Raw genomic sequence first — 19,459 nt, 5'->3', positions numbered from 1 at the left:
CCGTCGGGGCATGGCCCAGCCGTCACCTGCCGCCAAGACCGAGCGGCTGCTCAATCTGGTGATCTGTCTGCTCTACACGCGGCAACCGTTGTCGAAGGCGCGGATCCGCGACGCCGTCCCGCAGTATGGCGAAACGGCCTCCGACGAGGCATTCGACCGGATGTTCGAGCGCGACAAGGACGAGCTGCGCGAGCTCGGGATTCCGTTGCGGATCGAGCCGATTGACAGCTTCTTCGACGACGAGACCGGCTACCGCATCGACCGCCGCGAGTACGCCTTGCCCGAGATCGCGTTCGAGCCGGACGAACTCGCCGTGCTCGGGCTGGCCAGCCGCACCTGGCAGCAGGCCAGCCTGGCCGGCCCGGCGGCCACCGCACTGCGCAAGCTCGAAGCGGCCGAGGTCGAGCGTGACACCGAGTCGCTAGTCGGTCTGGAGCCGCGGGTGCGCACCAGCGAGCCGGCGTTCAATCCGGTCAAGGACGCGGCGCTGCGCCGGCAGGCGGTCTCGTTCACCTACCGCAAGGCCGGGGGAGAGGCCACCACCCGGCAGCTGCAACCGTGGACCGTCACCAACTGGCACGGCCGTTGGTACGTCACCGGATTCGACCTCGACCGGCAGGCACCGCGGGTGTTCCGGCTCAGCCGCATCGACGGCGCGGTGAAACGTCTCGGCAAGCCCGGCGCGTATGACGTGCCCGCCGACCACGACCCACTGACGATGATCGACGGGACGGACAGTCGCGAGACGATGACCGCGACCGTGCTGGTGCGCAATGGCGCCGGCAACACCCTCCGACGCCGCGCCCGGCAGCACACCGACGAGGATGGTGAATTCACCCGGCTGACAGTCGATTTCGGCGACACCGAAGTGCTGGCAGACGAGATCGCCGGCTTCGGCCCAGCTGCCCGCGCGGTCGAGCCGCCGGAGCTGGTCGAGGCTGTCCTGCGCCGGTTGCGCGGGTCGATCGAGCGGAACGGAGCAGCCTGATGGCTGCCCCCGAGAGCGCCACCGCCCGGCTCGCGCGGTTGCTGACGATGGTGCCGTGGCTGGTCAATCGCCAGGGCATCGACATCGCTCGCGCCGCCGCCGAGCTCGGGGTCTCCACCGATCAGGTCGAGGCCGACCTGGCGTTGCTCTTCGTGTGCGGCACTCCCGGTCACCTGCCGGATGACCTGATCGAGGCCGACTGGGACGGTGGACGGGTTTTCCTGCGCAATGCCGACACGATCGCCCGCCCGTTGCGCCTCGGGCTGGACGAGGCGACCGCCCTCATCGTCGGTCTGCGGGCCCTGGCTGCGGTGCCCGGGCTGGACGAACGCGACGCCGTTGACCGGGCACTGGCCAAACTGGTCGACGCCGCAGGCGACGCCAGCGAGGTCAGCGACCGGGTCAAGGTCGCCCTCGCCGCGGCCGTGCCGTCCGACACCCTCAGCACGGCCCGTGCCGCCGTGGCGGCCCATCGCCGGCTGCACCTGAGCTACGTCGTCGCGTCGCGTGACGAGACGACCGAGCGCGACGTGGACCCGATGCGGGTGGTGTCGCTCGACGGCAACTGGTATCTCGAGGGCTGGTGTCACCGGGCGCAGGACGTGCGGCTGTTCCGGCTCGACCGGGTCGCCTCGATCGAGACGCTCGACGTCGACGGCACCCCACCCACCGGAGCCCGCCCGCGCGACCTCGACACCGATCTGTTCACCGCCGGCCCGGACGACCTGCGCGCGACGTTGCAACTGCAGCCGGAGGCCGCCTGGGTGGTCGACTATTACCCGGTCGAGTCGGTCGAGCGGGCCGCCGACGGCACGCTCACCGCGTCGATCCGAGCCGCCGACCTGACCTGGCTTCGTCAGCTCGTATGGCGGCTCGGTGGCGCCGCGCGGGTGCTCGAGCCCGCCGAGCTGCGCGACGAGGTCGCCGCCGGGGCCGCGGCCGCGCTGGCGTCATACGACGCCTGATGTCGCGACGCCTGATGACACCCGACGCCTGATGCAGTGGTGGCAGTGGGTGCTGCTGTGGGCTGCCCTGGCGCTGCTCGGCACGGCATACGTCGGCTGGCGCCTCTGGCGGCTGTGGCCACCGCTGAAGGCCCTCGGCCGGGAGGCCGCCGACGCCCAGGACCGGCTCACCGAGATCGAGGCGCGGGTACGCGAACTCGAGGACCAATTGCGCTCGGTGGACGACCTGGCCGTGCTGCGTTCGCCGGCGGAACTTCGCGAGGAGTACGAGACGTTGCGCAGCCGACGACGCGCCGAACGCGACGCTCGGCGCAAAGCCCGCCGACCGGCGTGGACCGATCACGTAGAGTGGTGAATCGGTGCGAAGATAGGACCGAACGGGCTGAATGTCGCAGGCCCTCGAATTTGGGAGAGCTGGATATGTTTCGTGGAGCACTCGAGCCGTGGCACCTGCTGATCCTGGTGCTGATCGTGGTGATCCTCTTCGGCTGGAAGAAGCTTCCGGACGCCGCGCGCAGCCTGGGCCGGTCGGCCCGCATCCTCAAGAGCGAGATCAGCGACAACGACGAGGGCAAGAGCCAGGCATCCGGCCAGACGGTGCCCGGGCAGACCAGCCCGCAGCAAGGTGGCGTGCCCGGTGAGGCGCAGGTCCCCGGCGCCCAGGGCTACCCGCAGCAGCAGGGCCAGCAGCCTGGCTACCAGCAGCCGGCTCAGCCCGGATACCAGCAGAACCAGCCCGGGTACCAGCCGCAGCCCGGCCAGCCCGGATACCAGCCGCAGGCGCCGCAGCCGGGTCAGCCCGGTTACCAGCCGCAGCAGGCGGGGCAGCAGGCACCGGCCGGTTACCCACAGCAGAACGGCTACCCGCAGCAGGGCCAGCCGCAGGCCCAGGGCTACCCGCAGGGCGGACAGTCCGGCTCCGGTCACTAGAAGGCTGACGACGGATCGCTCCGTCCTCGTCATCACTTGTTCATCACTGCTGAACCACTACCGGTAGGACGACACCACCGATATGGCCCTGTTGCGTCGTAAGGATAATCCCGAAGCGCGGATGTCCCTCGGCGAGCACTTTCGCGAGTTCCGCCGCCGTGCAGTCATCGCCGCGATTGCGATCGTCATCGGAGCGATCCTCGGCTGGATTGTCTACGACACCAACCTCACCGTCGGCGGCTACCGGTTCGGCACCCTCGTGGACTTCATCCAGAAACCGCTGCAGAAGGTGCACGAGAAGCATCCCAACGCCGGCGATCTCAACTACAGCGCCAATGGTGTCTCCGAGGCCTTCAGCCTGAAGTTGAAGGTGTCGATCTGGTTCGGCTTCATCATCAGCAGCCCGGTGTGGCTCTGGCAGTTGTGGGGTTTCCTCGCGCCGGGTCTGACCAAGCGGGAGAAGCGCATCGCCCGCGGCTTCCTCGCCGTGTCGGTGCCGTTGTTCCTGCTCGGCTGCTGGGTGTCGACGTTCGCGCTGCCGAACGCCATCGAGTTCCTCTTGGGCAGCACGCCGTCCACCGCGCAGAGCGCCAACCTCACCGATGCGCAGAAGTACTACACCTTCATCATCAAGTTCATCCTGGTCTTCGGGCTGGCCTTCCTGCTGCCGGTGTTCCTGACCGGCCTGAACATGCTGCGCATCCTGCCCGGCCGCATCATGGTCAAGGGCTGGCGCGTCGCGGTCATGGCGATCGCGGTGTTCTCGGCGATCATGAGCCCGTCGCCGGACGCCTGGTCGATGCTGGCGCTGATGGTGCCGATGATCGTCCTCTACTTCGCGGCGATCCTGATCGCGATGTTTCTCGATCGCCGGCGCGCCGGGCGCGAGGAGAAGAACCGCGCGGACTGGCTGGACATCCCGGACGACCAGAAGTCCGCGCTCTGAGCAGCTTCGCCGATTAGCCTGCGCCCATGTCTGATTCAGCGCCCAGGACGGACGCCTCCGCCCGCACGGGCTTCGACTCCTCGCACGCGACCCGGTTCGCCGAGGAGTTCGACTTCCCGTTTGATGAGTTCCAGGTGCGCGGCATCGACGCCGTCCAGGCCGGCCGCAGTGTGCTGGTCGCCGCGCCGACCGGCGCCGGCAAGACGATCGTGGGGGAGTTCGCGGCATACCTGGCGCTGCAGACCGGGCGCAAAACCTTCTACACCACGCCGATCAAGGCGTTGTCCAACCAGAAATACAACGACCTGGTCGCCCGGCATGGCGCCGACAACGTCGGGCTGCTGACCGGCGACTCGTCGATCAACGGCGAAGCGCCGATCGTGGTGATGACCACCGAAGTGCTGCGCAACATGATCTACGCCGGCTCGGCGACCCTGGACCGGCTCGGTTTCGTGGTGATGGACGAGGTGCACTACCTCGCCGACCGGTTCCGTGGCGCTGTCTGGGAAGAGGTCATCGTCCAGCTCCCGCCGTCGGTGCAACTGGTGTCGCTGTCGGCGACGGTGAGCAACGCCGAGGAGTTCGGCGACTGGCTGCGCGAGGTGCGCGGCGACACCGACGTCATCGTCGAGGAGCACCGCCCGGTGCCGCTCTGGCAGCAGATGATGGTCGGCCCCCAGCTGTTCGACCTGTTCGTCGACGATGGCCGCGAGTCCGACCGTTTGCGGATCAATCCGCATCTGTTGCAACGGATTTCGCAGGTGGAGTCGTCGCGTCGCAACGACCGGCACGGCCGCCGCGAGGACGCCGGTGCCCCACGCGGTCGTCGTGGCCGCATCCGGGGTGGCGGCGACCGCGGACCGGTGCGGGCCGGGCGCCCGGGGCGTGGACCCAGCCGGCCGGAGGTCATCGAAGCCCTCGGCCGGGACGGACTGCTGCCGGCGATCAGCTTCATCTTCAGCCGGGCCGGCTGCGAGGCAGCCGTCTCCCAGCTGCTCGCCTGGGGCACCACGCTGATCAGCGACAAGGCCGGACGCCGCATCCGGCGGATGGTCGAGGAGCGGGTCGCCGACCTGCCCGAGGAGGACCTGGCGATCCTCGGTTACTACGACTTCGTCGAGGGCTTGTCCCGGGGCTTCGCGGCACACCACGCCGGGATGTTGCCGACCTTCCGGGAGATCGTCGAGGAACTGTTCACCGACGGGCAGATCAAGGCGGTCTTCGCCACCGAAACGCTCGCTCTCGGCATCAACATGCCCGCACGCAGCGTGGTCCTGGAACGCCTGGTGAAGTACAACGGCGAGACGCACGCCGACATCACCCCCGCCGAATTCACCCAGCTCACCGGGCGCGCCGGCCGGCGCGGCATCGACTTCGAAGGTCACGCGGTGGTGCTGTGGGCTCCCGGCGTCGACCCCGACGCGGTCGCGGGCCTGGCATCGACCCGGACGTACCCGCTGCGGTCGTCGTTCGTGCCGTCCTCGAACATGGCGGTCAACCTGGTTGCACAGGTCGGTCGCTGGCGGGCCCGGCAGATCCTGGAGCAGTCGTTCGCCCAGTTCCAGGCTGACCGGTCGGTCGTCGGCATCACCCGCTCCATCCGGCGCAACGACGAAGCGCTCGAGGGGTATGCCGAGGCAATGCGTTGCCACCTGGGCGATTTCGCCGAGTACGCCGCTCTGCGCCGGCAACTGTCGACGCTGGAGAAGTCGGCAGCGAAACGGCGCTCGGCCAGCAGGCGCGCCGCGGCGGCGGTGTCGCTCGGCGAACTCACACCGGGCGACGTCATCCAGGTGCCGGACGGCCGCCGCGCGGGATACGCCGTCGTCATACCCGGCCAGCGGGGACGTAGCAGTGGGGGTGACCCGACGATTCTCACGCTCGACGCGCAGGTGCGCAGGCTCGGCGAGACCGATGTCCGCGACGTGGTGGAGCCGGTCGGCAAGTTGTCGATCCCGAAGACGTTCAGCAGCCGCAGCCCACGTTCCCGGCGGGACCTGGCCTCCAGCCTGCGCAACAAGCTGCGGGCCGAGCCGCCGCCGAAGCCGGGCAAACTCGCCGACGAGGACGGCACCGACGAGTCGCTGCAGGCCGAGGTGGAGCAGTTGCGCGCCGCACTGCAACGCCATCCCTGCCACGACTGTCCCTACCGCGAACAGCACTCTCGCTGGGCCGAGCGCTGGTGGAAGCTGCGCCAAGAGACCGACGGTCTGCAGCGGCAGGTCGACAAGCGCACGCACACGGTCGCGCGCACCTTCGACCGCATCTGTGACCTGCTGGCCGAGCTCGGTTACCTGTCCGAGGACGGCAGCGAGGTGACCGAGCAGGGCAAGGTGTTGCAACGGATCTATGCCGAGAAGGACCTGCTGGCAGCCGAGTGCCTCCAGCACGACGTATGGCGCCGCCTCGACGCCCCGTCGCTGGCTGCGGTCGTGAGCTCGCTGATCTATGAGCCGCGTCGCGACAGTGGATCCGAGGCCCCGAAACTGCCGAACGACCAGGTGCGCGACGCGCTCACCGAGATGGGCCGGATCACCCACGACCTGCGCGAGTCGCAGAGCCGCCTCGGGCTGACACCGATGGGGGAGCCGGACCCGGGCATCGCCTGGACGATGCACCGGTGGGCCGCCGGCGGGCGGCTGGAGACGGTGCTGCGGGACAGCGACCTGTCCGCCGGTGACTTCGTCAGGCGGTGCAAGCAGGTCGTCGACCTGCTCGACCAGATCGCGGCCGCGGCCCAGCACGACAACCTGCGCAAGACCGCACGCACCGCGATCGACGGGGTACTGCGCGGCGTGGTCGCCGCCGACCGGCTCGACTGAGGCTGCGACGGATGGGCCGGCCCCGATCGGCTCGTCGCGGAATGTCCGCCTGTCGATGAAAACCGCCGCTGCGTGGCAGGATGCGGCCATGGCGTTTTCGGCGAAGCATCTGGCCCGGGGCGAGCAGATCGACATGGAGTTGCGCACGCACATCAAGGCGATCCTGCTGCCGTTGCTGTTGGGTTTGCTGATCATCGTCGCCGCCTTCGCGGCGTCGTTCTGGATCAGTAGCCAGGGCTGGTCGGACTGGGCCACGCTCGCGGTCTGGATCGTCGCACTGCTCCTACTGCTGGCCTTTGTGGTGGTGCCGATCCTGCGCTGGCGCACCACGATCTACGTGCTCACCAACCGTCGGCTGATCACCCGTCGCGGCATCCTCAGCAAGTCCGGCCGCGACATCCCGCTCTACCGGATCAACGACGTGTCCTACGAGAAGGGCCTGCTGGACCGCATCCTTGGCTGCGGCACGCTGATCATCAGTGACGCCAGCGAGCAGGCCGGGGTGCGGCTGCACGATGTGCCGAGGGTGGAGCAGGTCCAGGTGCGCGTCAACGAGTTGCTCTACCACCAGGATGACGGTGGTGACGACGACGGCACCTTCCCGCCGGGCGACCCGCGCTCCCAGCACGGCCCGCGCGGCTTCTGAGCTCTGAAGTTCCTTACAGCGCAGGCAGATTGAGCGCCTGGAGCAGGCGGGCCACGGGAGTGGTCAGGTCGTGCTCCGCAGTGAGCGCCTGCAGCGCCGCGACCTCCGCGACTGTGGTGGGCAAAGCCGTGTTGAGCGTCGGCGGGACCGGCGCGTTCTTCACCACCTCGACCACCGCGGGTGCGGCGTCCAGATAGTCGGCCGCCGCCTCCAGCCGGGTGCGTTGCGCGCCCTTGAGCGCCGGGTCTCCTGACTCGATTGCCGCACGCAACGCGACCAGGTCGCCATACCGGTTGATGAGCGTGGCCGCGGTCTTCTCGCCGATCCCGGCCACACCGGGCAGTCCGTCGCTGCTGTCCCCGCGCAGCACCGCCATGTCGGCGTAGGCGCCGCCCGTCGCGACGTTGTACTTGCGGTGCAGGAACGCCTGATCGACCACGTCCGGCTCGCGCACGCCGCCGCGGGCGGTGTAGAGGATCCGCACGCCTCGCTCGTCGTCGACCAGCTGGAACAGGTCGCGGTCACCGGTGACCACGTCGACCTGCGCGGAGCCGTGCGCCGCGACCGCGAGGGTGCCGATCACGTCGTCGGCTTCGTAGCCGTCGATGCCGAGTCGTGAAATCCCTACTGCGGCTAGGACATCCACGATCACCGGCACCTGCGGTGTCAGGTCGTCCGGTGACTCCTCGACGCCGTCGCTGCCATCCACCATCCGGTGGGTCTTGTATGACGGGATCGCATCCACCCGGAATTGCGGTCGCCAGTCGTTGTCCCAGCACGCGACGAGATCGGTCGGCCGATGGTCGTTCACCAGTGTCGCGATCATGTCGATGAACCCGCGAATCGCGTTGTTGGGCATGGCATCCGGCGTCTTCCGCCGATCGGGCACACCGTAGAACGCCCGGAAGTAGAGACTGGCCGAGTCCAGGAGCATGAGTCGCCGTTGCATGGGCCCATGGTGCTCCATCCGCGTGCACCCCAACCACTACAGTCACCGATATGGAGGAACTCGACCACCGGATAGTGCAGCTGTTGGCGCAGGACGGCCGACTGAGCTACACCGACCTGGGCAAGGCCACCGGCTTGTCGACTTCCGCTGTGCACCAACGAGTCCGGCGCCTGGAAGAGCGCGGGGTGCTGCGCGGCTACCGGGCCATCGTCGATCACGAGGCAGCCGGGATGCCGCTCACGGCGCTCATCTCGGTGACGCCGGTGGACCCGGCGGCCCCGGACGACATACCCGATCGGTTGCGTCACCTCACCGAGATCGACTCCTGCTTCTCGGTTGCGGGGGAGGAGAGCTACGTCCTCGAGGTCCGGGTGGGCACGCCGGGCGACCTCGAGCTGTTGCTGGCCCGGGTCCGGGCCGCAGCGAACGTGACGACTCGCACGACAGTCGTTCTCAGCACGCCGTGGGAGGACCGGTCGCCGCTCGCCGCGGGTGAATCCACCGCCTAGGCGAAGTCCTTCGCGATCGGGCCGATCACCGCATTGGTCAGGGCGACCAGGTCGGTCGGTGCGAGTTCGACGTCCAGGCCGCGCCGTCCGCCACTGACCAGGACGGTGTCCTGCCGTAGGGCGCTCACGTCAACGACGGTGCGCAGGCTGCGCTTCTGCCCGATGGGGCTGATCCCTCCCACGAGATAACCGGTGACCCTTGCCGCCACCTCAGGATCGGCGAGAACAGCTGTCTTACAACCGATTTCGCGGGCGAGCGCCTTGAGGTCGAGCTGTCCTGACACCGGCACGACAGCGACGATCAACCCCTTGTCCGCTGGGAGGTCGGTCTGCACCACGAGCGTCTTGAGGACGCGAGCCGGGTCCACCCCCAGCTCGGCCGCCGCCTCGGCGCCGAAGGACCGGGCCGCGGGGTCGTGCTCGTAGTGCCTTGGCTCGAAATGCACGCCCGCCGCGACCAGCGCGGCGACCGCCGGCGTGCCGGATGTCCCGGTCCGCGGTCGTTTGGCTGCCATGCACCCGCCCTACCGGCTCGCCCCGGCGTGTTGCCCGCGACACGCCGTGACATCCCGAATTCGTCGTGTCCGGGCACGCCCCGCTGACCTGCGGCGACGCGGATTTACGCAGGTCAGGCCGCTGTTGACAGTTATCGACATCTCGGTAAGTTCAGTTTTCAACGTCGCGACCGGAAGCGTCGCGGCGGCAGGCATACGGATGGGCCCCCTCGTCTAGTAGAAAACGTGCGCGGCAGGGGAGACCCACGTGTATTGGCCCCAACGACCAGGCGGGCCCATCTGTATGCCGCGGCTCACTCGGTCGCCACTCCCGTCACATCACGGTCACTTACTCTTGGTCCGTGATCCGACGACTGGCACTCGCCGTCGCCGCGGGCCTTTGCCTGTGGCTCTCGTTCCCCGGGCCCGCACTCTGGCCGCTCGCCATCGTGGGCGTGGCGTTGTTCGCGCTGGCCACCAAGGGCGCGCGGATGCGCACCGGTTTTCTGGTTGGCCTGGTCGGCGGCTTTGCCTGCTTCGGCCCGACCCTGCACTGGGCCGGCACCTATGTTGGTTCCTTCCCGTGGCTGGCGCTGGCGATCACCGAGTCGATCTACATCGCCCTCATGGCCGCCGCGTGCGCGCTCGTGCAGTCTGCCCGCCGCTGGCAGCGCTTGCCCAAGTGGTTGTCGCCGCCCGACGGGCCGCATATCCGTCCGTTCGCCATCGCGCTGTTGTGGGTGCTCCAGGAGGCCGTGCGCGGGTCGATGCCGTTCGGCGGCTTCCCGTGGGCACGACTGGCCTGGTCGCAGGCCAACTCGCCGCTGTCCCACCTGGCGTCCATCTTCGGTGCGCCCGGCCTTACTTTCGTGGTCGCGCTGCTTGGTGGGCTGCTCGCGCTGAGCGTCGACCGGGTCCGGCGCGGGGTGCCGGTAGCCGCCACCGTGCGCCGGCTGTGGCCGGTCGTCGCCGTGCTCGCGGTCATCGGGATCGCGGCGGCATACCCCACCCCGGGCGGCGGCCGGAAGGTGCGGGTGCTGGCGGTCCAGGGCAACGTGCCCACGGCGGGACTTGACTTCAATGCACAACGCCGCGCGGTGCTCGACAACCACGTGCGGGTCACCGACCAGGCCGCGGCCCAGATCAAGGCCGGCACGATGCCGGAACCGGCGCTGGTGATCTGGCCGGAGAATTCCTCCGACATCGACCCGACCCGCAACGCCGACGCCGGCACCGAGATCGTCCAGACCGTCAACCGCATCGGGCTGCCGGTGATCGTGGGCGCGGTGCTGCAGGAGCCGGCGCCGAAGACCAGCAACACCTCGTTGCTCTACCTGCCCGGCAAGGGCATCGTCGACCGCTACGTCAAACAACACCCGGTGCCCTTCGCGGAGTACATGCCCTACCGGTCGTTCTTCCGCACATTCACCAAGACCGTCGACCTGGCCGGCAATTTCACCGCCGGGACGAAAACCGGACTGTTCCGGGTGCCGACCAAGGCCGACGGCGTCGTCGGGGTCGCGCCGATCATCTGCTTCGAGGTCGCCTACGACTCGCTCACCCGCAACCCGGTCAAGGAGGGCGCGCAGATCCTGGCGGTGCAGACCAACAACGCGACGTTCGGGCGGACCGCGGAGTCCGAGCAGCAGCTGGCGATCTCGCGGATCCGGGCCATCGAGCTCGGCCGGTCGATCGTGCACGTCTCGACGGTCGGGGTGAGCGGGCTAATCACGCCGGACGGACAGGTGCACAACAAGACCGGCCAGTTCACACCCGCCGCGATGAACGGCGAACTCCCGCTGCGCACCGGGCAGACCCTCGCGACACGCGTCGGTGCGGTGCCCGAATGGCTCGCGAGCGCCGCGGCGTTGTTACTGTGCGGTGTTGCCATCGCCGGCAACCGATCAGCGCGCCGCCGCACCGTCTCGAGCCAGGAAGTCCACGAGGTTGTCTGAAGCCACCTCCCGCCCGCCGTTGGACAAGGTCCTGGTGCTCGTCCCGACATACAACGAACGCGAGAACCTGCCGCTCATCATCCGTCGCCTGCGCACGAACGTGCCGGATGCCGACCTCCTGGTGCTGGACGACAACTCGCCGGACGGCACCGGCCAGGTGGCCGACGAGCTCGCCGCCGCCGATGACCGGGTCAACGTGCTGCACCGCGCCGGCAAGGAAGGTCTCGGCAAGGCATATCTCGCCGGTTTCCGTTGGGGGCTGGACCGCGGTTACGACGCCCTGGTGGAGATCGACGCCGACGGGTCGCATCCGCCCGAGAGCCTGCCCGTGATGCTCGCAGCGGCCGCGGACGCCGACGTCGTCATCGGGTCGCGGTGGGTGCCCGGCGGGAAAATCGTCAACTGGCCGCTGCACCGCAAGGCGCTCAGTGTCGGTGGCAACCTCTACATCAAGACCCTGCTCGGGATGCCGATCAACGACGCCACCGCCGGCTACCGGGTCTACCGCGCCGATGCCCTCCGGGCGATGAGCCTGGACAATGTCGACTCCTACGGCTACTGCTTCCAGGCCGACCTCACCTGGCGCGCGGTACGCCGCGACATGCGTATCGTGGAACTTCCCATCACGTTCGTCGAACGGGAGATCGGACAGTCCAAGATGAACCCGGATATTGCCCGTGAGTCGCTGCGCAACATCACCCGGTGGGGAGTGCGTTACCGGCTCGGTCAGCTGCGGTCGCTCGCGGAACGTCCCGGGCGCGCCCGGCGTTCTTGACAGAACAATGACAACTCCTGTGCGCCGCCGCCCGTTCTGGGCGCGCCTGTTGATGGTCCTCGCCCTGCTGCTGCCGATTCTCGAGATCGTGGTGATCGTGCTCGTCTGGCACGTCATCGGCTGGTGGACGCTGCTGGCCTTGTTCGCCTGCTTCTGCGCCGGGGTGGTGGTGATCAAGCGAGCCTCCGCGGGAGCCGTCCGGGAAGTCCGCCAGGCGATGGCCACCGGCCGGCCGCCGGCCCGGGAAGTCGCCGACACGCCGCAGCTGGTGGTCGGCGGGGTGCTGCTGTTGATCCCCGGCTTCATCACCTCACTGATCGGGCTGATCCTGATCCTGCCCGGCATGCGATCGGTGTCCCGGCGGCTGCTGCAGCTGATGATCGGTCGTCGGCTGGTCGCCGGAGTTGGTATGCCGGGAGGCATCCCCGGCATGGGTGGCGCGGCTGGCATGGGCGGTTACGCCCCGCCGTCGGCCCGAACCCGCCAGGACGACCTGGACATCATCGACGGCGAGATCGTCGAGGACGACGACTCGCCGCGTCAGGTGCTGGAGGGCCGGATCATCGACGACGGCGACGAGCGCCGGCGGCGCGGTCGCTGACCTCACCGGCTGCTGGCCTCGCCGGTCGCTGATCTCACCGGCTGCTGGCCTCGCGTGGCGGCCCAGCGCAGCGCGGCCCCCGTCATACGGAGAGCAAAAGGCCGGTCGACCCTGCAGGGTCGACCGGCCTTTGGTTGGGCTACGAGGGAGATCAGGCGCTGCGCTTGCGGCGCGGCTTCTCGCCGCGCGACGCGCGCAGCAGGGTCAGCCGCTCCTCGAGCAACTCTTCGAGCTCAGGGATCGAGCGGCGTTCGAGCAGCATGTCCCAGTGGGTGCGCTGCGGCTTCACCGGCTTGCGCTGCGGCTCGGGACCGTCCTGCAGCTTCGCCTCGGCGCCGCACCGGCACTCCCAGAGGCCGGGGACCTCGGCCTCGACGGAGAACGGCAGCTCGCTCACGTGGCCCTCGGGGCACACGTAACGCACGATCTGTCGCTCGCTGAAGGCGATCCCGTCCTCAGTCTCCAGCGACAACGTGCTGAGGTTGGTTCCTCGCAACGAACGCTCTGCCATGGCCCATCACTTCTTCCTCGTCGGCTGCCGAGTGCGCTACGGAAATTGGGTCTTGCATCTCGGCGATCTGTGTGCTTCAACGGTCCATCGGGTCATCGTGTTCCCGCACCCGGAAGTGACTTCCGTCGGCCGGCACCACCGGCGATGCGCCGTCACCATGAATGACGTCCGAGCACCTCGGATGGTTGCCGTTCGTGCCTGTCAGTTTGCTGACAACGCACGAGCGCGGGTCGCGAGCCTGGCTCAGACCACCCGTGGCGGGGTGTTGCCGGCTGCGACGATGCCTTCGCGCACCCGTACGCCGCGCAATGCGATCGCACCGACACCGAAGAAGATGACCAACGCCACGATCGACAGACGGTAGTCGCGGAACCACTGATAGACCAAACCGAAGACGAGCGTGCCGAGCCAGCTGGTGCCGCGTTCCATCGCCTGGTAGAGGCTGAAGAACTCCGATTCGCGACCGGCCGGGATGAGTCCGCTGTAGAGCGAACGGGACAGGGACTGGCTGCCGCCGAGCACCAGCCCGATGGCGACCGCGACCAGCAGCCAGAGCACGAATTGCTTCTCGGGCAGGAAGCACGCGATGCAGACGACCGCGGTCCAGAGGAACAGGCTGGAGTAGATCATCCGCTGCGCACCGTGCCGGTAGGCGAGGCGGCCGAACGCGAGCGCGCCGAAGAACGCCACGAACTGCACGAGCAGGATCGTCACCACGAGCTGGCTCTCGCTGAAACCGAGTTGCTTACTGCCGTACAGACTGGCCACGGCGATCACGGTCTGCATGCCGTCGTTGTAGAACAGGTAGGCGAACAGGAACCGTTTGGTCTGCGGGTAGCTGCCCAGTGACGCGAACGTGGCGCGCAACTGGCGCACACTGCCCCGTATGACCGAGGACGTCGCCTCGACCCGGACTCCTTTCAGGTGGGCCAGCCCGCGCAGCGGGATGATCGCGAAGAATGCCCACCAGAGCCCGGCGACCAGGAAGCTGACCCGGACCGCGCCCTCCTTGTCGAGGCCGATCTTGTCGTAGAAGAGCAGTAGCACCAGCGTCGCGGCGAGAAGGGAACCACCACCGAGGTAGCCGTACGCCCAGCCCCGCGACGACACGTGGTCACGGTCGTCCGGGGGAGTGATCCGCACCATGATCGCGGAGTAGACGATCAGGGCGGCGCCGAGCGAGAGGTTGGCGGCGATCGCGAGGATCACGCCGAGTCCCCAGTTCGTGCCGCCGATGAAGACCATCGCGGATGCAGCAGTCGCGCCGGTGTAGGTGAACACGCCGAGCAGCCGGATCGGGTGCGCCGACCGGTCGGCGATAGCGCCGACGAAGATCAGGACGATCGCCGACAGCACGGTCGACAGGGTGAGGGTGTACGGCACCAACGAACCCGGCGCGATGCCCAGCCCGAGCACGTCGAGGTTGGCGTTGCAGGTGTCGCCGCTCGGCTGCCCCGGGCACGCCTTCTTGTTGGCAATCGAGGTCAGGTAGGGCGACAGCAACACCGCGGCCGTCACCGTGACGTATGACGCGGCGGCCCAGTCGTACCAGTACCAGCTCTTTTGCAGTCGCTGCTGCTCCGGGGTGGAGACTGGCGCGAAGTCGGGGCTGAGCGAGGTCACGCTGCACTTTCGCATACCGGCACCGGATTCGTCGGACGAGTACCTCAACTTCAATCACAGGGTGAGGCCGCCGTGCACCCTCCTGTCCGGGTCGTAGGCGGCGCGAACCCTGGCGAGCTTCGGCAGGTTCGCCGCGTAGTACCGCGACGGCGGTTGACCGTTCTCGAGGTAGTTCACGTAACCGCCGGCGGACCAGCGACCGACCGCGCGGTGCGCGGCACCGAGCCAGCTGTCCGCCGAGGCGTATCCGCCCGGGCCGCCGACCCCGACATACCACTGCAGCGACGCGAGGTGATCGCGCCAGGGGAACGCGGTCGCATCGGCGGCGGGATCACCGACGGCACCGGTGAGCGGGTCGAGCAGTGCGCTGCCGGTGCCGCCGGCGCGCGACCGGTCGGTCACGGCGCGCACGATGGCGCCCGCGGCGTCCGCCGTCAGGTCGGCGAAGACGTCCGAGCCTCCGACGAATCCCTGCCGGGCCGACGTCGTGCCACCGCCCAGGTAGACGGCGCTGTCGAGGTAGCTCAACTGTCGGTAGTTCTGCGCGACGGGCGCCACTCGCACTGCCGCACGGACCGCGCTTGCGGCGACGCGTTCGGCGCCGGCCTCGGTGACCCCGAGGATGCTGACGTGCAGGCGACCGTTGCCAAGGGCATCGATGTGCACGCCGGCCCACTGCGACCTCGGCGCGGAGGACACCCAGCGGGACCAGCCGGTGATCACCTTGGCCGCCGCGCCACCGCCGAAGGTGAGCGTGAAAATCCCCTTGCTGGTCGCCGCGTGCGTCGCGAAGCGCAGTGCGGTCACCACCCCGAGGTTTCCGCCACCGCCGCCGCGCAGCGCCCAGAATGCGGCCGGGAAGTGGGCGCGGTCCGCGGTCACCGACCGGCCGTCGGGCAGGGTCAGTGTCGCCGCGACCAGTCGGTCACTGGTGAGTCCGCGCGCCCGGGATTCCACCCCGAGGCCGCCACCCAGGGTGAGTCCACTCACACCGACCGTCGGGCAGGTGCCGGTCGGCAGCGCGCGGCCGTGCGCCGCCAGTTGCCGCTTGACGTCAAAGAGCCCCGCACCGGCACCCACCAGCACCGTGCCGCTCGAGGCGTCGTAGCGGACGCCGCGCAGCGGACGCAGGTCCAGCACCAGGGTGCTGGCCGCTGCGGATGCCCCGACATACGAATGGCCACCACTGCGGGCCGAGACCTGCATGCCGAATCGGGTGGTGAATGCCATCGCCTTGGCGATGTCGGCCGGTCGCTCCACGACCATCACCGCCGCCGGCGACGAGTCGTCGAATCGCCGGTCGAACAGCCGCTTTCCGCTGGTGTATGACGCGGTGCCCGGTAGGTACACCGGCCCGGTGACGGTGCGCGCGAACGCGATCCAGTCCTGCCTGGTCGGTGGCCCGCTGCTGCTGGTGGCCGACGCCGCGGCCGCGGACTTGTCGAAGGTTGCGGCAAGGCCGCTGGTTACGGTTGCGGTGGCTGCCATCAACGCGCCCCGTCGCGTGATCGTCTGCATACTGTGAAGACGTGTCGGCCAGGCAGGGGGTTGGCGCCGGGAGGGGACGAAATGAGCCAAGACGATAACGAATCAGCCTCGGACGGACGCACTTTCGGGCCGTATCGGCTCGGGGAGGTGCTGGGCCGTGGCGGCATGGGCGTCGTGTACTCCGCATACGACACCGTCCGCGAACGCACCGTCGCGCTGAAGTTGCTCCCGACCGACCTGGCGTCCGACGCGGCCTACCGCGAGCGATTTCGTCGGGAGGCGCGGCTGGCTGCCCGGCTCGGCGAGCCGCACATCATCCCGATCCACGACTTTGGCGAGATCGACGGTGTGCTCTTCATCGACATGCGACTGGTGCGTGGCCAAGAACTGCGCGAGGTGCTGAGCCGCGAAGGCCGGCTGACGCCGACGCGCGCGCTGGCATTGCTCGGGCAGGTCGCTGCCGCACTGGACGCGGCGCACGCCGACGGCCTTGTGCACCGGGACGTCAAGCCCGAAAACATCATCGTCACCGATGGAGATTTTGCCTATCTGGCGGACTTCGGGATCGCCGCGCGTCCCGACGAGACCCGGGTGACCGGCGACGGCAGCGCGTTGGGTTCGGTGCGTTACATGGCGCCGGAGCGCTTCGACGAGACGCCGGTGACCGCAAGCTCCGACGTCTACGCGCTGGGCTGCGTCCTCTACGAATGTCTTTCCGGCACAGCGCCGTTCGCGCATCGTGACTTGAGCAAACTGATCAGAGCGCACTTGTATGACGCCCCGCCGCGCCTGCCCGCTCGGCTACCCGACACCGACACGGCGGCGCTCGACAGCGTGCTGCGGCAGGCGCTTGCGAAGAACCCAGCGGATCGTCCGGCCACCGCCGGGGCCTTGGTGCGCGATGCCGCCGAGGCGCTGTCGGGAAGCGCTCGGTCCCACGTCCATCGAGAACTCTCTCGGCCGATGCCGACCGCGCACCGGGGGAGCCCGCCGGCGGTGCGTTCGCAGGCGCTGCCGGCCGTGCACTCACCGCCCGGAAATCGATCGCGCCCCGCAGCGCACCCGGTCCACCCCCCGCACACCGCGGCCGATGGCACTGCCCGGCAACGACGCCGGCCGAGTCGCCGGAGCGGCAGCGGGCGGTGGCTGTGGGGGACCGCGGCGATCGTGGTCGGTGCGACCGCCGTCGCCGGCACTCTGCTCTTCCACCCCTTCGATGGCGGCAGCGATCCGTCGTCGTCCGGGTCAGACCCGGTCGCCATCGCCGGTCAGCGGTCGGCGGACAGTCCTGCAGCAGCCAGCAAGGCCGTCAAACCCCTTCCGGTCAACGCCAATTGGGATCGGCAGGGGTTCACCGATCAACCCAGTGCGCGTTGCGAAGGCAGGGATCAGGCGCTGGCCGTTGGCAGCACGGCATACCCGAGCAGGACCGATCCGTCGGTGACCCATCATGCGAAATTCGCGATCTGCGACACGGGCGGAGACACTCAGCCCGACTATTACAAGGGCTGGGACGACAGCGCCGGCTCGACGGTGCTCCATGAAGTCAGTCGGGTCGGCGACGGCTGGTTGATGACCAAGAATCAGTCGGTCTACAGCATCACGCCGCAGATTTTCACGGTCACCACCGATGACGGCACGGTCTTCACCGAGCAGATCGTCACCTACTGGACGCCCGAGGTCTGATCGAGCAAACCTGCTGGGTTCATTTGGTTTCGGCCACCTGGTCCACCGGGTCGCAGCCGTCCGGACCGCAGACCGCGCCCTCGGCCGCCGGCATGACCAGCGGATGCGCGTCGGCCCACGCCTGGTTGAGTGCGTCGGTGAAGACTTCCGCGGGCTGGGCTCCGGAGACGCCGAACTTCTCGTCGATCACGTAGAACGGCACGCCCTGGATCCCGTAGGCGCGTGCCTGGGCGAAGTCGGCCTCGACCTCGGCGGCCAGCGTCTCGTCATCGAGTGCGGCGCGCACCTCGTCCGCGGCCAACCCGGCAGCCGTGCCGATCTCGGTCAGGCGGTCCGGATCGCCGATGTCGACGCCGCGCTCGAAGTGGGCCGAGAGGAGCGCTTCCTTGACCGCGTCGGCCACGCCGTGGCGGGCGGCCAGATGCAGCAGCCGGTGGGCTCGCAGGCTGTTGGCGACCACGAGCTTGTCGAAGTCGTAGTGCAGTCCGACCTCGGCGGCCTGTGCCTTGACGTGCGCGGTCATCTGCTCGACGCCGGCGCGCGGCATACCTTTGCGCTCCACGAGGTAGTCGACCTCGCTGCCGTCGAAATGCTCGGGCAAGGATGGGTCCAATTGGAAGCTGTGCCAGGCGATTTCGACGTCGTCAGCGTGGGCGAAGCTTTTCAGGCCCGCTTCGAAGCGACGCTTGCCGATGTAGCACCAGGGGCAGGCAATGTCAGACCAGATGTCCACCTTCATGGTGGTGAAACACCGGGCCAAACCTGGGCATTCCTCCGGCTCCGCCAGGCATCGGATGTTGTTAGGTTGATTTGGGCGGTTGTCAGATCGTCCGCAGGTTCCCCGATCGAGAGGTTCCACCAATGGCCGACAAGCCGGCAGTCGTACTCGTCCACGGTTTCTGGGGCGGCGCCGCCCACTGGGCCGGGGTCATCACCGAACTCAACAAGCGCGGCTACACCGACCTGCGCGCGGTCGAGAACCCGCTCACCTCCCTGGCCGACGACGCCGAACGCACCCGCAAGATGGTCGCCCAGATCGACGGACCGGTGCTGCTCGTGGGCCACTCCTACGGCGGTGCGGTGATCACCGAGGCCGGCAACCAGCCGAATGTCGTCGGCCTGGTGTATGTCGCTGCCTTCGCACCCGACGCGGGCGAGAGCCCGGGCGGGATCAGCGAGGAGCACCCGCCGGCGGCGATCGCAAACCTCGCGCCGGACTCGGACGGTTACCTCTGGGTCAAGCAGGACAAGTTCGGCGAGAGCTTCTGCCAGGACCTGCCGGCGGACCAGGCGCTCGTCATGGCAGTCACCCAGAAGGCACCGCTCGCGTCGACCTTCGGCGACAACGTCACCGAGCCGGCATGGAAGGCCAAGCCGACCTGGTATCAGGTGTCGACGCAGGACCGGATGATCGACCCGGACAACGAACGCCGGATGGCTCAGCGGATGAACCCGAAGAAGACCATCGAGCTCGACGCCAGCCACGCGTCGCTGGCGTCGCAGCCGGCCGCGATCGCCGACCTGATCGACGAGGCGGTTGCCGCGACCGCCGGCTGACCAAGGTTCCGCTT

General features: G+C 68.7%; 19 protein-coding genes. 13 read left to right on the top strand and 6 right to left on the bottom strand.

Annotated elements, in window-relative coordinates; all coding sequences use genetic code 11:
* Positions 1 to 10 precede the first annotated feature (10 nt).
* The 7 genes from N2M23_RS14835 (at position 11) to N2M23_RS14805 (ending at position 7,297) form a co-directional block, all read left to right on the top strand.
* Positions 11 to 988, top strand: a complete 978-nt coding sequence (locus N2M23_RS14835; RefSeq protein ID WP_265446511.1) for a helix-turn-helix transcriptional regulator — start codon at positions 11 to 13, stop codon at positions 986 to 988.
* The gene (locus N2M23_RS14830; protein WP_265446510.1) at positions 988 to 1,953 is read left to right on the top strand and encodes a helix-turn-helix transcriptional regulator; all 966 of its coding nucleotides are present in this window, start codon (positions 988 to 990) and stop codon (positions 1,951 to 1,953) included. The genes N2M23_RS14835 and N2M23_RS14830 overlap by 1 nt, the downstream gene beginning before the upstream one ends.
* 31 nt (positions 1,954 to 1,984) lie before the next feature.
* On the top strand, positions 1,985 to 2,308 hold the full coding sequence (locus tag N2M23_RS14825; protein ID WP_265446508.1) for a hypothetical protein: 324 nt from the start codon (positions 1,985 to 1,987) through the stop codon (positions 2,306 to 2,308).
* A 65-nt stretch (positions 2,309 to 2,373) separates the two neighbouring features.
* On the top strand, positions 2,374 to 2,883 hold the full coding sequence (tatA, locus tag N2M23_RS14820) for a Sec-independent protein translocase subunit TatA (RefSeq protein WP_265446506.1): 510 nt from the start codon (positions 2,374 to 2,376) through the stop codon (positions 2,881 to 2,883).
* A 121-nt stretch (positions 2,884 to 3,004) separates the two neighbouring features.
* Positions 3,005 to 3,829, top strand: a complete 825-nt coding sequence (tatC, locus tag N2M23_RS14815) for a twin-arginine translocase subunit TatC (RefSeq protein ID WP_265446505.1) — start codon at positions 3,005 to 3,007, stop codon at positions 3,827 to 3,829.
* Between the two features lie 26 nt (positions 3,830 to 3,855).
* Positions 3,856 to 6,651 (top strand): DEAD/DEAH box helicase, encoded by a 2,796-nt coding sequence (locus N2M23_RS14810; protein WP_265446504.1) that lies wholly within the window; start codon positions 3,856 to 3,858, stop codon positions 6,649 to 6,651.
* A gap of 88 nt (positions 6,652 to 6,739) precedes the next feature.
* Positions 6,740 to 7,297 carry a PH domain-containing protein gene (locus N2M23_RS14805; RefSeq protein ID WP_265446502.1) on the top strand — a complete coding sequence of 186 codons (558 nt, stop codon included), beginning with the start codon at positions 6,740 to 6,742 and terminating at the stop codon, positions 7,295 to 7,297.
* Between the two features lie 13 nt (positions 7,298 to 7,310).
* Here the strand turns inward: N2M23_RS14805 and N2M23_RS14800 are convergent, their stop codons facing one another.
* Positions 7,311 to 8,246, bottom strand: coding sequence for a 5'-3' exonuclease (locus tag N2M23_RS14800; RefSeq protein WP_265446500.1), 936 nt, complete (start codon positions 8,244 to 8,246; stop codon positions 7,311 to 7,313).
* 50 nt (positions 8,247 to 8,296) lie between these two features.
* Between N2M23_RS14800 and N2M23_RS14795 the strand changes: the two genes are divergently transcribed.
* Entirely contained in the window at positions 8,297 to 8,755 is a 459-nt protein-coding gene (locus N2M23_RS14795) for an Lrp/AsnC family transcriptional regulator (RefSeq protein WP_265446499.1), read from the top strand.
* Here the strand turns inward: N2M23_RS14795 and ybaK are convergent.
* The gene (ybaK, locus tag N2M23_RS14790; RefSeq protein WP_265446498.1) at positions 8,752 to 9,270 is read right to left on the bottom strand and encodes a Cys-tRNA(Pro) deacylase; all 519 of its coding nucleotides are present in this window, start codon (positions 9,268 to 9,270) and stop codon (positions 8,752 to 8,754) included. The two genes, N2M23_RS14795 and ybaK, sit on opposite strands and share 4 nt — an antisense overlap.
* 341 nt (positions 9,271 to 9,611) lie before the next feature.
* Here ybaK and lnt point away from each other — a divergent pair, with 341 nt between their 5' ends.
* From lnt to N2M23_RS14775, 3 genes are read left to right on the top strand one after another with little or no spacing between them, the layout of a single operon-like run.
* The gene (gene lnt, locus N2M23_RS14785; protein WP_265446497.1) at positions 9,612 to 11,204 is read left to right on the top strand and encodes an apolipoprotein N-acyltransferase; all 1,593 of its coding nucleotides are present in this window, start codon (positions 9,612 to 9,614) and stop codon (positions 11,202 to 11,204) included.
* A complete protein-coding gene (locus N2M23_RS14780; protein WP_265446495.1) occupies positions 11,197 to 11,979 on the top strand; it encodes a polyprenol monophosphomannose synthase in 783 nt (260 codons plus the stop codon). The genes lnt and N2M23_RS14780 overlap by 8 nt, the downstream gene beginning before the upstream one ends.
* A 7-nt stretch (positions 11,980 to 11,986) precedes the next feature.
* A complete protein-coding gene (locus N2M23_RS14775; RefSeq protein ID WP_265446494.1) occupies positions 11,987 to 12,580 on the top strand; it encodes an FxsA family protein in 594 nt (197 codons plus the stop codon).
* A gap of 151 nt (positions 12,581 to 12,731) precedes the next feature.
* On the opposite strand, the gene N2M23_RS14770 is transcribed toward N2M23_RS14775, so the two are convergent.
* The 3 genes from N2M23_RS14770 to N2M23_RS14760 all read right to left on the bottom strand — a co-directional run bounded on the left by N2M23_RS14770 (position 12,732) and on the right by N2M23_RS14760 (position 16,202).
* Positions 12,732 to 13,091 carry an RNA polymerase-binding protein RbpA gene (locus tag N2M23_RS14770; RefSeq protein ID WP_265446493.1) on the bottom strand — a complete coding sequence of 120 codons (360 nt, stop codon included), beginning with the start codon at positions 13,089 to 13,091 and terminating at the stop codon, positions 12,732 to 12,734.
* 243 nt (positions 13,092 to 13,334) lie between these two features.
* The gene (locus N2M23_RS14765; protein ID WP_265446492.1) at positions 13,335 to 14,714 is read right to left on the bottom strand and encodes an MFS transporter; all 1,380 of its coding nucleotides are present in this window, start codon (positions 14,712 to 14,714) and stop codon (positions 13,335 to 13,337) included.
* 54 nt (positions 14,715 to 14,768) lie between these two features.
* Positions 14,769 to 16,202, bottom strand: coding sequence for an FAD-dependent oxidoreductase (locus N2M23_RS14760; protein WP_265446491.1), 1,434 nt, complete (start codon positions 16,200 to 16,202; stop codon positions 14,769 to 14,771).
* Between the two features lie 81 nt (positions 16,203 to 16,283).
* On the opposite strand from N2M23_RS14760, the gene N2M23_RS14755 reads away from it, so the two are divergent.
* Entirely contained in the window at positions 16,284 to 17,888 is a 1,605-nt protein-coding gene (locus N2M23_RS14755) for a serine/threonine-protein kinase (protein WP_265446490.1), read from the top strand.
* A gap of 19 nt (positions 17,889 to 17,907) precedes the next feature.
* Here the strand turns inward: N2M23_RS14755 and N2M23_RS14750 are convergent, their stop codons facing one another.
* The gene (locus tag N2M23_RS14750) at positions 17,908 to 18,627 is read right to left on the bottom strand and encodes a DsbA family oxidoreductase (protein ID WP_265446488.1); all 720 of its coding nucleotides are present in this window, start codon (positions 18,625 to 18,627) and stop codon (positions 17,908 to 17,910) included.
* 122 nt (positions 18,628 to 18,749) lie between these two features.
* Here N2M23_RS14750 and N2M23_RS14745 point away from each other — a divergent pair, with 122 nt between their 5' ends.
* Positions 18,750 to 19,445: an alpha/beta hydrolase gene (locus N2M23_RS14745; protein WP_265446486.1), complete on the top strand. Its 696-nt coding sequence runs from the start codon at positions 18,750 to 18,752 to the stop codon at positions 19,443 to 19,445.
* Positions 19,446 to 19,459: the final 14 nt, after the last annotated feature.

Origin of the sequence: Flexivirga meconopsidis (genome assembly GCF_026162425.1) — a bacterium.
Taxonomy (GTDB): domain Bacteria; phylum Actinomycetota; class Actinomycetes; order Actinomycetales; family Dermatophilaceae; genus Flexivirga; species Flexivirga meconopsidis.
Note: the sequence above shows the minus strand (reverse complement) of the source record. Positions and strands in the feature narration are given on the sequence as shown.